At 72.0% G+C, this 12,615-nt stretch carries 14 protein-coding genes and 3 tRNA genes; 12 read left to right on the top strand and 5 right to left on the bottom strand.

Features of this window, described 5'->3' with window-relative positions; genetic code table 11:
• The first annotated feature begins 38 nt into the window (after positions 1 to 38).
• A complete protein-coding gene (locus tag V2S66_RS07900; protein ID WP_330793792.1) occupies positions 39 to 1,004 on the top strand; it encodes an aldo/keto reductase in 966 nt (321 codons plus the stop codon).
• A gap of 192 nt (positions 1,005 to 1,196) precedes the next feature.
• Here the strand turns inward: V2S66_RS07900 and V2S66_RS07895 are convergent, their stop codons facing one another.
• Positions 1,197 to 1,847 carry an NAD(P)H-binding protein gene (locus V2S66_RS07895; RefSeq protein WP_330793791.1) on the bottom strand — a complete coding sequence of 217 codons (651 nt, stop codon included), beginning with the start codon at positions 1,845 to 1,847 and terminating at the stop codon, positions 1,197 to 1,199.
• A gap of 9 nt (positions 1,848 to 1,856) precedes the next feature.
• On the bottom strand, positions 1,857 to 3,104 hold the full coding sequence (locus tag V2S66_RS07890) for an amidohydrolase family protein (protein WP_330793789.1): 1,248 nt from the start codon (positions 3,102 to 3,104) through the stop codon (positions 1,857 to 1,859).
• Positions 3,105 to 3,343: 239 nt separating this feature from the next.
• On the opposite strand from V2S66_RS07890, the gene V2S66_RS07885 reads away from it, so the two are divergent.
• From V2S66_RS07885 to V2S66_RS07860, 6 genes are all read left to right on the top strand, one after another.
• Positions 3,344 to 3,416, top strand: a tRNA-Thr gene (locus tag V2S66_RS07885).
• Positions 3,417 to 3,461: 45 nt separating this feature from the next.
• Positions 3,462 to 3,534: transfer RNA gene (locus V2S66_RS07880), tRNA-Met, on the top strand.
• Between the two features lie 84 nt (positions 3,535 to 3,618).
• Entirely contained in the window at positions 3,619 to 3,783 is a 165-nt protein-coding gene (gene rpmG / locus V2S66_RS07875) for a 50S ribosomal protein L33 (RefSeq protein WP_004571794.1), read from the top strand.
• Positions 3,784 to 3,936: 153 nt separating this feature from the next.
• Positions 3,937 to 4,407 (top strand): MaoC family dehydratase N-terminal domain-containing protein, encoded by a 471-nt coding sequence (locus V2S66_RS07870; RefSeq protein WP_330793785.1) that lies wholly within the window; start codon positions 3,937 to 3,939, stop codon positions 4,405 to 4,407.
• Positions 4,407 to 4,835, top strand: coding sequence for a MaoC family dehydratase (locus tag V2S66_RS07865; protein ID WP_330793784.1), 429 nt, complete (start codon positions 4,407 to 4,409; stop codon positions 4,833 to 4,835). The genes V2S66_RS07870 and V2S66_RS07865 overlap by 1 nt, the downstream gene beginning before the upstream one ends.
• A 155-nt stretch (positions 4,836 to 4,990) precedes the next feature.
• The gene (locus V2S66_RS07860) at positions 4,991 to 6,037 is read left to right on the top strand and encodes a UDP-N-acetylmuramate dehydrogenase (protein ID WP_413966328.1); all 1,047 of its coding nucleotides are present in this window, start codon (positions 4,991 to 4,993) and stop codon (positions 6,035 to 6,037) included.
• A 37-nt stretch (positions 6,038 to 6,074) separates the two neighbouring features.
• On the opposite strand, the gene V2S66_RS07855 is transcribed toward V2S66_RS07860, so the two are convergent.
• The gene (locus V2S66_RS07855) at positions 6,075 to 7,103 is read right to left on the bottom strand and encodes an adenosine deaminase (RefSeq protein ID WP_330793782.1); all 1,029 of its coding nucleotides are present in this window, start codon (positions 7,101 to 7,103) and stop codon (positions 6,075 to 6,077) included.
• 125 nt (positions 7,104 to 7,228) lie between these two features.
• On the bottom strand, positions 7,229 to 8,479 hold the full coding sequence (locus tag V2S66_RS07850) for a pyridoxal phosphate-dependent aminotransferase (protein ID WP_330793781.1): 1,251 nt from the start codon (positions 8,477 to 8,479) through the stop codon (positions 7,229 to 7,231).
• Between the two features lie 153 nt (positions 8,480 to 8,632).
• On the opposite strand from V2S66_RS07850, the gene V2S66_RS07845 reads away from it, so the two are divergent.
• The 3 genes from V2S66_RS07845 (at position 8,633) to nusG (ending at position 10,036) form a co-directional block, all read left to right on the top strand.
• A tRNA-Trp gene (locus V2S66_RS07845) sits at positions 8,633 to 8,705 on the top strand.
• Between the two features lie 105 nt (positions 8,706 to 8,810).
• On the top strand, positions 8,811 to 9,095 hold the full coding sequence (gene secE, locus V2S66_RS07840) for a preprotein translocase subunit SecE (protein ID WP_330793915.1): 285 nt from the start codon (positions 8,811 to 8,813) through the stop codon (positions 9,093 to 9,095).
• A gap of 80 nt (positions 9,096 to 9,175) precedes the next feature.
• A complete protein-coding gene (gene nusG / locus V2S66_RS07835; protein WP_330793779.1) occupies positions 9,176 to 10,036 on the top strand; it encodes a transcription termination/antitermination protein NusG in 861 nt (286 codons plus the stop codon).
• Between the two features lie 110 nt (positions 10,037 to 10,146).
• Here nusG and V2S66_RS07830 read toward each other — a convergent pair whose 3' ends face one another.
• On the bottom strand, positions 10,147 to 10,944 hold the full coding sequence (locus V2S66_RS07830; protein WP_330793778.1) for an SGNH/GDSL hydrolase family protein: 798 nt from the start codon (positions 10,942 to 10,944) through the stop codon (positions 10,147 to 10,149).
• A gap of 230 nt (positions 10,945 to 11,174) precedes the next feature.
• Here V2S66_RS07830 and rplK point away from each other — a divergent pair, with 230 nt between their 5' ends.
• Both rplK and rplA read left to right on the top strand, forming a co-directional pair.
• Positions 11,175 to 11,609 (top strand): 50S ribosomal protein L11, encoded by a 435-nt coding sequence (rplK, locus tag V2S66_RS07825; protein ID WP_330793777.1) that lies wholly within the window; start codon positions 11,175 to 11,177, stop codon positions 11,607 to 11,609.
• Between the two features lie 196 nt (positions 11,610 to 11,805).
• Positions 11,806 to 12,531: a 50S ribosomal protein L1 gene (rplA, locus tag V2S66_RS07820; RefSeq protein ID WP_330793776.1), complete on the top strand. Its 726-nt coding sequence runs from the start codon at positions 11,806 to 11,808 to the stop codon at positions 12,529 to 12,531.
• Positions 12,532 to 12,615 lie beyond the last annotated feature (84 nt).

The following is a 12,615-nucleotide window of genomic DNA, read 5'->3' as shown; positions in this document are numbered from 1 at the left end:
GTTCGGCCGCGTCGTGATCGCCTCGTATAGGAGTCCTCATGCGGTATCGCCCGCTCGGTCGTAGCGGACTGTCGGTGTCGGAGATCGGGTACGGGGCCTGGGGGATCGGCGCGTCGGCGTGGATCGGCGCGAGCGAGGACGACTCGCTGCGCGCCCTGCACCGCGCCCTCGACCTCGGCGTCAACTTCGTCGACACCGCACGCGGTTACGGCGAGAGCGAGCGGATCGTCGGCCGGCTGGTGCGGGAGCGGGCCGGCGACGAGGTGCTCGTCGCCACCAAGGTGCCGCCGCTGAACGGCCGGTGGCCCGCGCCCGACGGCGTCGACCCGGCCGACGCGTTCCCCGGCGCGCACATCAGGCAGAGCCTGGAGACGAGCCTGCGGACGAGCGGCCTCGACCACTTCGACGTGCTCCAGTTCCACGTGTGGAGCGACGAGTGGGTCGGGCGCGGCGACTGGCTCGAGACGATCGCCGACCTCAAGAGCGAGGGGCTGATCCGGCTGTTCGGCGTGTCGATCAACGACCACCAGCCGGCGAACGCCCTCGCGCTCGTGCGCAGCGGCGCCGTCGACACCGTCCAGGTCATCTACAACGTCTTCGACCAGGCGCCGGCCGAGGAGCTCTTCCCGGCCTGCGAGGAGCACGGCGTCGGCGTGATCGTCCGGGTCGCCCTCGACGAGGGCGGGCTGACCGGCAGCGTCGTCGCGGGCAGCACATTCCCCGAGGGCGACTTCCGCAACCGCTACTTCCGCGGCGACCGGCCGGCGCAGGTCGAGGAGCACGTCGACGCGATCGTCGCCGACCTCGGCATCACCCGGGACGAACTCGCCGGGACCGCGCTGCGGTTCGTGCTCAGTGCTCCGCAGGTGTCCACGGTGATTCCGGGGATGCGGACGGTCCGCAACGCCGAGCGCAACGCCGCGGTGAGCGACGGCGGGTTGCTCGACGCCCGCACGCTGGAGGTGCTGGCGCGGCACCGGTGGCAGCGCAACTTCTACGGCTGACGCCTGGGGTGGGGTGACGTCCGCCCGTGCGGGCGGGGTGCTGTCGTCCCCGGGCCTTCTGCCGGGTGGTGGCTGGTCGCGCCGTTCCCCGCGCCCCTTTGGGGCGGTCCGTGGGGGCGGGGTGCTGTCGTCCCCCGGGCCTTCTGCCGGGTGGTGGCTGGTCGCGCCGTTCCCCGCGCCCCTTTGGGGCGCTCAGGCGTTGGTGACGGCCTCGTCGATGGGGGTGTCGCCGGAGATCAGTTCGAGGGTGAGACCGGCGGTGGCGGGGGTGTCGAGGAGGGCGGCGAGGGTGGTGGCGACGTCCTCGCGGGGGATCGAGCCGCGGCCGGTGGAGGGGGCCAGCCGGATGCGGGAGGTGCCGGGGGTGTCGGTCAGCGCGCCGGGGCGCAGGATCGTCCAGTCGAGCGCGTCGCGGGCGCGGATCGCGTCGTCCGCCGCGCCCTTGGCGCGCAGGTACGCCTGGAAGACCGCGTCGGGGTAGGTGGCCTCGGCGTGCGCGCCCATGGAGGAGACCACCAGGAAGCGCCGGACGCCGGCCTGCTCCGCCGCGTCCGCGAGCAGCACCGCCGCGTCGCGGTCCACGGTGAGCTTGCGGTCGGCGCCGCTGCCGGCGCCCGCGCCGGCCGCGAAGACCGCGGCGTCCGCGCCGCGCAGCACCGCCGCCACCTCCTCGACGCTCGCCGACTCCAGGTCGACCACCGCCGCCTCGGCGCCCACCGCCCGCAGGTCCTCGGCCTGGGCCGGGTTGCGGATCAGTCCCACCACGCTGTCCCCGCGCCCGGCGAGCCTGCGCTCGAGCCGCAACGCGATCTGTCCGTGTCCACCAGCGATCACCGTACGCATGCCGCGACGTTACGCCTCGCGGTGCGACTGCCGTGGGAGGTCGAGGGCCGCCTCGCCCGCCGAGTCGCAGTACTCGCGCACCGCGCTGGTCCGCGAGACCACCCGGCCGCGGTGGATCACCAGCCGGCTGTACGCGAGCGACAGCACGCCGGCCACGCTGTCGCCGCGTACCGCGAGCAGCTCCGCGGGGAAGCCGGCCTCGACCCGTACCTCCGGCAGCCCGAGCACCGCCCGCGCCTGGCCGCTGATCAGGTCGTACGCCTGCGGGGCCGGGCAGACGCCGTGGGTGGCCAGCAGGAAGGCGGCCTCCAGGGGGTCGCCGCGGCCGACCGGGTTGGCGAGGTCGCCGAGCGAGCCGCTGCCGGCGCAGAGGCGTACCCCCGCCGCGCGCAGCGCCCGTACCGGCGCGATCCCGTCGCGCTCCAGCGCGCCGCAGCCGCCCTGCGGCAGCACCACCACCGACACGCCCGCCGCCGCCAGGCGCTCCGCGGTGGAGGCGAGCGCCTCGGGCGGCAGGCCGGCGGGCGCGTGGCAGGGGCCGAGCGTCACGCCGGGGCGCAGCCCGCCGGCCATCGCGGCCAGCCGGGCCAGCCGGGCCGGGTCGGCGGCGGAGGCGTGCAGGTCCACCGGCACCCCGAACTCCGCGGCCAGCGACAGCACCACCTCGGCGTACCCGCTCGGGTCGGGGTCCAGCTCGGGGCAGCCGCCGACCACGCAGGCGCCCATCTTCAGCGCGTCCCGGAGCATCGCGCAGCCGTCCGCGCCCGCGACGCCGGTCAGCAGCCGGGGCACCGCGACGGCCTGCACCTCGACCAGGCCGCGCAGCGCCCGCCGGGCCTGCAGCACCGCCTCCAGCGCGTGCAGGCCCTGCACGTCGCCGACCCGGACGTGGCTGCGCACCGCGGTGGCGCCGTGGCCGAGTTGGAGGAGCGCGGCCTCGGTGGCCCGCCGCTGCACGTCCGCGGTGTCGCCGGTGGGCGGGCCGCCGGCGGTCAGCGCGAGGTCCAGGTGGGCGTGCGGCTCGGCCGGCGCCGGCAGCAGCAGGTAGCCGCGCAGGTCGATCCGGGCGCCCTCGGCGGGGCGGCCGCCGCGGCCGGCCGGCAGCGCGAGGCTGCCCGAGGTGCCGACCGCCTCGATCCGCTGGCCGCTCAGGCGGACGTCGACGGTGCGCCCGTCGGCGAGCCGGGCGCCGCACAGCAGCAGGGTGGCGGTCTCCGCGGCGGTCTCCCGGGGACTCTCGCGGGGGGTGTCGGTCATCGCGCTCCTCCGATGCGGACAGGCAGGCGGCGGGCGGCGGGCGTCAAGTGCCGGTCGACGGGCATGATCACGCAGGTCCGACCCTATGCGGAGGTGCGTCCCGCGCCCGGCAGGAAGGCATTAGTCGTACCGGCGAGGGTCGCGCCGAGCGGCGGCCGGCCGCGCGGCGGAGGCCCGATCTGCCCTGACGGATACGGATTTCACGTATCGCTGCGGACCGTGTAATGTCTTCCTCGCTCGCCCCAATAGCTCAGTCGGTAGAGCGTCTCCATGGTAAGGAGAAGGTCTACGGTTCGATTCCGTATTGGGGCTCTGATGGATCGGTTCCCCGCCCTATGGCGGGGGCCAGTTCGTCGAAGCGGCGTAGCTCAGTCGGTAGAGCAAGCGGCTCATAATCGCTGTGTCACCGGTTCAAGTCCGGTCGCCGCTACTCTCCGTAGCCGATTGCGGGTTCGGTCCCTCGATCGGCTACTCTTTCTGTGTTCATCACCCCCGTTCGTCAAGGAGCACTCACGTGGCCGCCACCGACGTCCGCCCGAAGATCACGCTGGCCTGCGTGGAGTGCAAGGAGCGGAACTACATCACCAAGAAGAACCGGCGCAACGACCCGGACCGTCTTGAGATGAAGAAGCACTGCCCGCGTTGCAACGCGCACACCGCGCACCGCGAGACCCGCTGACCTTCTGCTTTCTGCACGCCGTGTGCGCCGCCGGCTTCGGCTGCCGGTGCACGCAGCAGGCTCAGGCTCCGTCGTGAGGCCGTACCCGTGTTCACCACCGGGGACGGCCTCGCGGCATGTCGTGCCCCGTTCCGTTCCGCACCGGAGGTGCCGATGGCTCTGGACCAGTCCTTCGTCGGGCGCAGTTATCCGCCCACCGAGCCCTACGAAGTGGGCCGGGAGAAGATCCGTGAATTCGCCGAGGCGATCGGCGACGACAATCCCGTCTACCGGGACGCGGACGCGGCCAAGGGGTTCGGCCACGCCGATGTGATCGCGCCGCCGACCTTCGCCTTCTCGATCACCTACAAGGCGGCGGCCGTCGTGGTCACGGACCCGGAGCTGGGACTCGACTACGGCCGGGTGGTGCACGGCGACCAGAAGTTCGCCTACACCCGGCCGGTGCGGGCCGGCGACCGGCTCACCGTCGTCTCGACGATCGAGGCGATCAAGTCCATGGCGGGCAACGAGATCCTCGACATCCGCGGCGAGGTCCACGACGAGTCCGGCGAGCACGTGGTGACCGCCTGGACCAAGCTGGTGGCCCGCGGCGCGTCCGGGCCGGAGCAGGGCGGGGAGGCGTGATGGCCGCGAGGATCGCGTACGACGACGTGGAGGTCGGCACGGAGCTGCCGCCCGCCGGCTTCCCGGTGACCCGCGCCACGCTGGTCCGGTACGCGGGCGCGTCCGGCGACTTCAACCCGATCCACTGGAACGAGAGGTTCGCCCGCGAGGTCGGGCTGCCCGACGTGATCGCGCACGGCATGTTCACCATGGCCTCGGCGATCCGGGTGGTCACCGACTGGGCCGGCGACCCGGGCGCGGTCGTCGAGTACGGCGTGCGGTTCACCAAGCCGGTCGTGGTGCCGAACGACGACGAGGGCGCGCGCGTCGAGGTGACGGGGAAGGTCGCCGCGAAGCTGGACGACAACCTGGTGCGGGTCGACCTGGTCGCGACCAGCGCGGGCCAGAAGGTGCTCGGCATGTCCCGCGCGGTGGTCAGGCTCGGCTGAGCACCGCGCCGCGGCAGCAGCGGGTACGGGTAAGGGGCGTCCGCCACTGGTGGGCGCCCCTTACCCGTACCGTGCGCCGGGAGCGCGCCGGGCGCGCGGGCGGGCCGGGGACGGGTGCCGGGCCCGGCGGATGGAAGAATGGCGTGGTGCACGTAATGGAAGACGTCCCGCTCGCACCGTTCACGACCCTCCGGCTGGGCGGTCCCGCCGCGCGCCTGGTGACCGCGGTCACCGACGAGGAGCTCATCGAGGCGGTCCGCGCCGCCGACGCCCGCAGGGAGCCGGTGCTCCTGGTGGGCGGCGGCAGCAACCTGGTGATCGGCGACGCCGGCTTCGACGGCACCGCCGTCGTGGTCGCCACCCGGGGCGTGCGCCTCGACGGCCGCCGGCTGGAGCTGGCCGCCGGCGAGAACTGGACCGACGCGGTCGCTGAGACGGTCCGCGCGGGCCTGGCCGGAATCGAGTGCCTGGCCGGCATCCCCGGCTCGGCCGGCGCCACGCCGATCCAGAACGTCGGCGCGTACGGCCAGGAGGTGTCGAGCACGATCACCGAGGTGGTCGCCTACGACAGGACCACCGGCGAGACGGTGACCGTCGCGGGCGAGGACTGCGGCTTCGCCTACCGCACCAGCCGCTTCAAGGAGGACCCGGCGCGCCACGTGGTGCTGCGGGTCCGCTTCGCACTGGAGGACGCGGGCGGCATGTCCGCGCCGGTGAAATACGCCGAGACCGCGCGGGCGCTGGGCGTCGGGCCCGGCGACCGGGCGCCGCTGGCCAAGGTCAGGGAGACGGTGCTGGGGCTGCGGGCCGGCAAGGGGATGGTGCTCGACCCCGACGACCACGACACCTGGTCGGCCGGGTCCTTCTTCACCAACCCGGTGCTCGGCGCCGACGACTACGCCGCCTTCCTGGACCGGGCCCGCGCCCGGCTCGGCGCCGACGTCCAGCCGCCCGCCTACCCCGAGCCGGGCGAGCGCACCAAGCTCTCCGCGGCCTGGCTGATCGACCGGGCCGGCTTCACCAAGGGCTACGGGGACGGGCCGGCCCGCATCTCCACCAAGCACACCCTGGCGCTCACCAACCGCGGCGCGGCCACCACCCAGGACCTGCTGGCGCTCGCCCGCGAGGTGCGCGGCGGCGTCGCCGCCGCCTTCGGCGTGACGCTGGTCAACGAGCCGGTCACGGTGGGCGTCGCCCTCTGACCTCCGGCGGCGCCGTCCCGGCCGCCAACGACAGACCCTAGGCGAGCCATCCGTCGATGCCGGTCAGCATGCCGTCCTTGACGTCCTGCGGGGCGCGCGCGGCGTGGACGGACTGGCGGGCCAGGTCGGCGAGTTCGGCGTCGGTGAAGGCGTGCGCGGCGCGCGCGATGTCGTACTGGGCGGCCAGCCGCGAGCCGAAGAGCAGGGGGTCGTCGGCGCCCAGCGCCATCGGGACGCCGGCGTCGTAGAGGGTGCGCAGCGGGACGTCCTCGGGCTTGTCGTACACGCCGAGGGCGACGTTGGAGGCCGGGCAGACCTCGCAGGTGACGCCCGCGTCGGCGAGGCGGCGCAGCAGGCGGGGGTCCTCGGCGGCGCGCACCCCGTGCCCGACGCGCTGCGCGTGCAGGTCGTCGAGGCAGTCCCGGACGCTGGAGGGCCCGGCCAGCTCGCCGCCGTGCGGTGCGGCCAGCAGGCCGCCCTCCCGGGCGATGGCGAAGGCGCGGTCGAAGTCCCGTGCCAGGCCCCGGCGTTCGTCGTTGGACAGCCCGAAGCCGACGACCCCCTGGTCGGCGTAGCGGACCGCCAGCCGGGCCAGCGTACGGGCGTCCAGCGGGTGCTTCATGCGGTTCGCGGCGATCACCACGCCCATACCGAGGCCGGTGTCGTGCGAGGCGCTCCGCACGCCGTCCAGGATGATCTCCATGGTGGGGATCAGCCCGCCGAGCCGGGGCGCGTACGAGGTCGGGTCGACCTGGATCTCCAGCCAGCCGGAGCCGTCCGCCACGTCCTCCTCGGCGGCCTCGCGCACCAGCCGCCGGATGTCCTCGGGGGTGCGCAGGCACGAGCGGGCGATGTCGTACAGCCGCTGGAAGCGGAACCAGCCGCGCTCGTCGGTCGCCCGCAGGCTCGGCGGCTGGCCCGAGGTCAGCGCCTCGGGCAGGTGGACGCCGTGCTGGTCGGCGAGCTCCAGCAGGGTGCCGGGCCGCATCGACCCGGTGAAGTGCAGATGCAGATGAGCCTTGGGAAGGAGCCGGACGTCCCGGGCCGTGGGTGCCTCGCGTGCCATTCCAAGATCCTGCTACACGTCGGCCCCCGCCCGGAACCACTTTCTCCGAACGGGGGCTTGCCCGAAAGCAGGAGCGGATCCCGGCGTCCGGGTCTCCGCGGCGGCGAAGGGGTCAGGCGAAGGGGTCAGTCGGTGGCCTCGCCGAGCAGCTTCTGCAGCCGGGAGACGCCCTCGACGAGGTCGTCGTCGCCGAGCGCGTAGGACAGCCGCAGGTAGCCGGGGGTGCCGAAGGCCTCGCCGGGGACGACCGCGACCTCGGCCTCGTCGAGGGTGAGGGCGGCCAGCTCCACCGAGGTGGCCGGGCGCTTGCCGCGGATCTCCTTGCCGAGCAGGGCCTTCACCGACGGGTAGGCGTAGAACGCGCCCTCGGGGACCGGGCAGAGCACGCCGTCGATCTCGTTGAGCATCCGCACGATGGTCTGCCGCCGCCGGTCGAAGGCCGCGCGCATCTCGGCGACCGCGGACAGGTCGCCGGTGACCGCGGCCAGCGCGGCGACCTGGGCGACGTTGGAGACGTTGGAGGTGGCGTGCGACTGCAGGTTGGTCGCGGCCTTCACCACGTCCTTGGGGCCGACGATCCAGCCGACCCGCCAGCCGGTCATCGCGTACGTCTTCGCCACGCCGTTGACGACGATGCACTTGTCGCGCAGCTCGGGGACGATCGCCGGCAGCGAGGTGAACGTCGCGTCGCCGTAGACGAGGTGCTCGTAGATCTCGTCGGTCAGCACCCACAGGCCGTGCTCGACGGCCCAGCGGCCGATCGCCTCGGTGTCGGCCTCGCTGTAGACCGCGCCGGTGGGGTTGGACGGGGAGACGAAGAGCAGCACCTTGGTGCGCTCGGTGCGGGCGGCCTCCAGCTGCTCCACCGAGACCCGGTAGCCGGTGGTCTCGTCGGCCACGACCTCCACCGGCACGCCGCCGGCGAGCCGGATCGACTCGGGGTAGGTGGTCCAGTACGGGGCGGGCACGATGACCTCGTCGCCCGGGTCGAGGACGGCTGCGAACGCCTCGTAGATCGCCTGCTTGCCGCCGTTGGTGACCAGCACCTGGGAGGCGTCCACCTCGTAGCCGGAGTCGCGGAGCGTCTTGGCGGCGATCGCGGCCTTCAGCTCGGGCAGGCCGCCGGCCGGCGTGTAGCGGTGGTACTTCGGGGTCCGGCACGCCTCGACCGCGGCCTCGACGATGTAGTCGGGGGTCGGGAAGTCGGGCTCGCCGGCGCCGAAGCCGATCACCGGACGCCCGGCGGCCTTGAGGGCCTTGGCCTTGGCGTCCACGGCCAGCGTCGCGGACTCGGAGATCGCCCCGATGCGGGCCGACACCCGGCGCTCGCTCGGGGACGGTGCTGACGGGGTGGCGGAGGGGGTTGCTGCGCTCATGACTGCATGGTCCCACTCCCCGCCGCGGCCCGGCACCGGGTTTGCCGACCCCTTCGGGTGCAAGACGTTCGACGGGGAGCCTCCGAGCACGTACACTCATCCGTCGGTGGCCCTCCCAACTGCTGCACTGCGGTACGTTGGGTGAGTCAGCAAAGGGTCGTAGCTCAATTGGTAGAGCACTGGTCTCCAAAACCAGCGGTTGGGGGTTCAAGTCCCTCCGGCCCTGCTCGCACGCCTGATGGTGGGCGTGGGCAGGATAAGCACTCGCCGTACCGCGCGACGGGCGCGGCATGGCCACGACCCCGGAGTCAGGTGAGGACGAGTGACTGAGATCACGGACTCCATCGGCGTTCCTGAGCCTGGCACGACTCAGGATGACAAGGAGACCGACAAGAAGCCCCGCCGCGGTGGCAAGCGCGGAAAGAAGGGCCCGCTCGGTCGTCTTGCTCTCTTCTACCGCCAGATCGTGGCGGAGCTGCGGAAGGTCGTCTGGCCGAGCCGCAATGACCTGATGACGTACACCACCGTGGTGATTGTGTTCGTTGTCGTCGTCATCGCCTTCGTCAGCGTGGTTGACTGGGGTTTCTCGAAGCTCGTCTCGTACGTCTTCGGCTGATCCCGCGGCGGGTGCCGGGCCTGAGCCCACGGCACCTGTCCGTATGTCCCACCCTTTGAAGTCAGGAAGAAGCAGTCACCGTGTCTGACCCGAACGTGTACGACGGCGCCGCCACCGACGAGTCTGCCGATGGCGACGACACCGCACTCGACACCGTCGAGACCGCGGAGGGCGACGTCGACCAGGCCGAGACTGCCGATCTGGCCGAGGACGAGTCCGCCGAGCAGGACACCGTCGACGCCGAGGACGAGGACGAGACGTCCGCGGAGGACGACTCGGAGGACGAGGAGTCCGCCGAGGACGCCGGCGAGGACACGCCCGCAGAGCCGGTCGACGCCGTCGCCGCGTTCCGCGAGGAGCTGCGCACGCTGCCCGGCGAGTGGTACGTGATCCACACCTACGCGGGCTACGAGAACCGCGTGAAGTCCAACCTGGAGCAGCGCGCCGTCTCGCTCAACGTCGAGGACTACATCTACCAGGCAGAAGTGCCCCAGGAAGAAGTCGTCCAGATCAAGAACGGCGACCGCAAGACGATCCGTCAGAACAAGCTCCCCGGCTACGTCCTGGTCCGCATGGACCTGACGAACGAGTCGTGGGGCGTGGTCCGCAACACCCCGGGCGTCACCGGCTTCGTGGGCAACGCGTACGACCCGTACCCGCTGACGCTGGACGAGATCGTCAAGATGCTCGCCCCCGAGGTGGAGGCCGCGGCCGAGGCCGCCGCGATCGCCGAGGGCACCGCCCAGCCCCGCAAGATCGAGGTCCAGGTCCTCGACTTCGAGGTCGGCGACTCGGTCACCGTCACCGACGGCCCCTTCGCCACCCTCCAGGCCACGATCAACGAGATCAACCCCGACTCCAAGAAGGTCAAGGGCCTCGTCGAGATCTTCGGCCGCGAGACCCCGGTCGAGCTGAGCTTCGACCAGATCCAGAAGAACTGACGGCTCCGCCGCCGGATCGACCTCGCAAGCCCCTGCCCCCGCGTACGCGCGGGGAGCAGGGGCTTCGCCGTTCGGCGCCCGGCGGGTGGGGGGAGGGCGCCCGGTGGAGGTCAGTCGAGGGAGTTGAGCACCGGGTAGTAGCCGGCGGAGTGGCCGGTGGCGGTGGGGTGGTAGGACTCGAAGCTCGGCGAGATGACCAGGGAGTGCAGGTAGTCGCCGCCGGAGCAGAGCTCGTGGCCGTGGAAGGTGCTGCGGACGTCGCCGAAGGAGAAGCCGTGGGCGGCTGCGCGGGCGGCGGTGGTGGTGTCGATGAGGTCGGCCGCCTCGTCGATCTTCTGGTGCTTGGTGGCGCTCATCCCGACGCAGAAGACGTTGAGGGTGTACATGTCCGGGTAGCCCAGCACGACCACGTGGGCGTTCGGGGCCTTGGCCCGGATCGCGTTGTACACGGAGTCGAGGCGGCCCGGCAGGGTGTTCCTGACGAAGGTCTCCGCGGTGTTGACCCGGCTGACGCAGGAGCTGTCGGACCCGGTGACGCAGGTGGTCATCACGTCGGAGAAGCCCGCGTCGTTGCCGCCGATGGTGAGGGTGACCAGACCGGTGGAGGCGCTGAGCGTGCCGAGCTGGTTGTTGAGCACGTCGGAGGTCACCGCGCCGGAGCAGGCGAGGTCGGAGAAGGAGGACGGCGCGTGCGCGTTCTTCCACAGGTAGGGGTAGGCGCTGAAGCTGCGGTGGCAGTCGCCGCTCGCGCTGTCGTAGTTGCCCGCGCCGTTGCCGGCCGAGTAGGAGTCCCCGAGGGCGACATACGCGGGTCCGGCCGCCTGGGCCGGACCTGTGACGACGATCGCGAGGACGAACGCGAGGATGACGGTGCCGATCGCTGAGAGGGACTTCGTGGCCGGTCTCACGGAACCTCCATGGGGGGCAGGATCGCTGTTGGCTACTAAGGAGTAGCAAGCTGTCGCCCCTCTGGGAAGTGTTCATGTCAGAAATTCTTTGCGCGTAGACCTGGGTTTCAGCCGCCCGGCACCCGGGCGTACTGACCAGCCGGATTCGGAGCACGGCGCGATACCCGCTATCGTGGTGCGGTATGCCTGCTCGCAGGCATGGAAACTCTCAACAGGACCCGGAGAGAGCAATGCCTCCCAAGAAGAAGAAGGTCACGGGGCTGATCAAGCTCCAGATCAACGCCGGTGCGGCCAACCCGGCCCCGCCGGTCGGCCCCGCGCTGGGCCAGCACGGCGTGAACATCATGGAGTTCTGCAAGGCCTACAACGCGGCCACCGAGTCGCAGCGCGGCATGGTGATCCCGGTGGAGATCACGGTCTACGAGGACCGGACCTTCACGTTCATCACCAAGACCCCGCCGGCCGCGAAGCTCATCCTCAAGGCCGCGGGCGTGGACAAGGGCTCCGGCGAGCCGCACGTGAAGAAGGTCGCCAAGCTCACCCGCGACCAGGTGCGCGACATCGCCACCACCAAGCTCCCCGACCTGAACGCCAACGACCTGGACGCCGCGGAGAAGATCATCGCGGGCACCGCCAGGTCGATGGGCATCACCGTCGAGGGCTGACGCCCGAGCTCGCGCAGTGGCCGGCCGATCGGCCCCTCCTGTCCGATGGAGGGCAAGGAGGGCGAGGCCGTCCGCGGAGCGAGTGAGCAGGAAGCCCGAGCGATGGGCCGAGGGCTGACGTCGGCCTCGCAGTAGCAGCAGATGTGGGAGGGCCCGCTCGGCCCCGACCACGACTCCCAGAACCGTAGGAGCAGCAGTGAGCAAGCGCAGCAAGTCTCTCCGCGCTGCGGACGCCAAGATCGACCAGGAGCGCCTCTACGCGCCTCTGGAGGCCGTCCGTCTCGCCAAGGAGACGTCCAGCACCAAGTTCGACTCGACCGTCGAGGTCGCCTTCCGCCTGGGTGTCGACCCTCGCAAGGCCGACCAGATGGTCCGCGGCACCGTGAACCTCCCGCACGGCACCGGCAAGACCGCCCGGGTCCTGGTCTTCGCGACCGGTGACCGTGCCGCGGCCGCGGAAGCCGCGGGGGCCGACATCGTCGGCTCCGACGAACTCATCGACGAGGTGGCGAAGGGGCGGCTGGACTTCGACGCCGTCGTCGCCACCCCGGACCTCATGGGCAAGGTCGGCCGCCTCGGCCGCGTCCTCGGCCCGCGTGGCCTCATGCCCAACCCGAAGACCGGCACCGTGACGCCCGACGTGGCGAAGGCGGTCACGGACATCAAGGGCGGCAAGATCGAGTTCCGCGTCGACAAGCACTCGAACCTGCACTTCATCATCGGCAAGGTGTCCTTCGACGACGCCCAGCTGGTGGAGAACTACGCGGCGGCCCTGGACGAGATCCTGCGTCTCAAGCCGTCCGCCGCCAAGGGCCGTTACATCAAGAAGGCCGCGGTCTCCACGACCATGGGCCCCGGCATCCAGGTCGACTCCAACCGCACCCGCAACCTCCTCGTCGAGGAGGACCCGGCGTCCGTGTGACGCCTGGCCGCACCGTGCACACCGGGCCCGCCTCCCCCCGGGGAGGCGGGCCCGGCCCGTTCTCGCGACCGCGGCCCCGCTACA

This window comes from Actinacidiphila polyblastidii, from assembly GCF_036353415.1.
Taxonomy (GTDB): domain Bacteria; phylum Actinomycetota; class Actinomycetes; order Streptomycetales; family Streptomycetaceae; genus Actinacidiphila; species Actinacidiphila polyblastidii.
The sequence above is the reverse complement of the archived record's forward strand: the minus strand, read 5'-3'. Positions and strand labels throughout refer to the sequence as shown.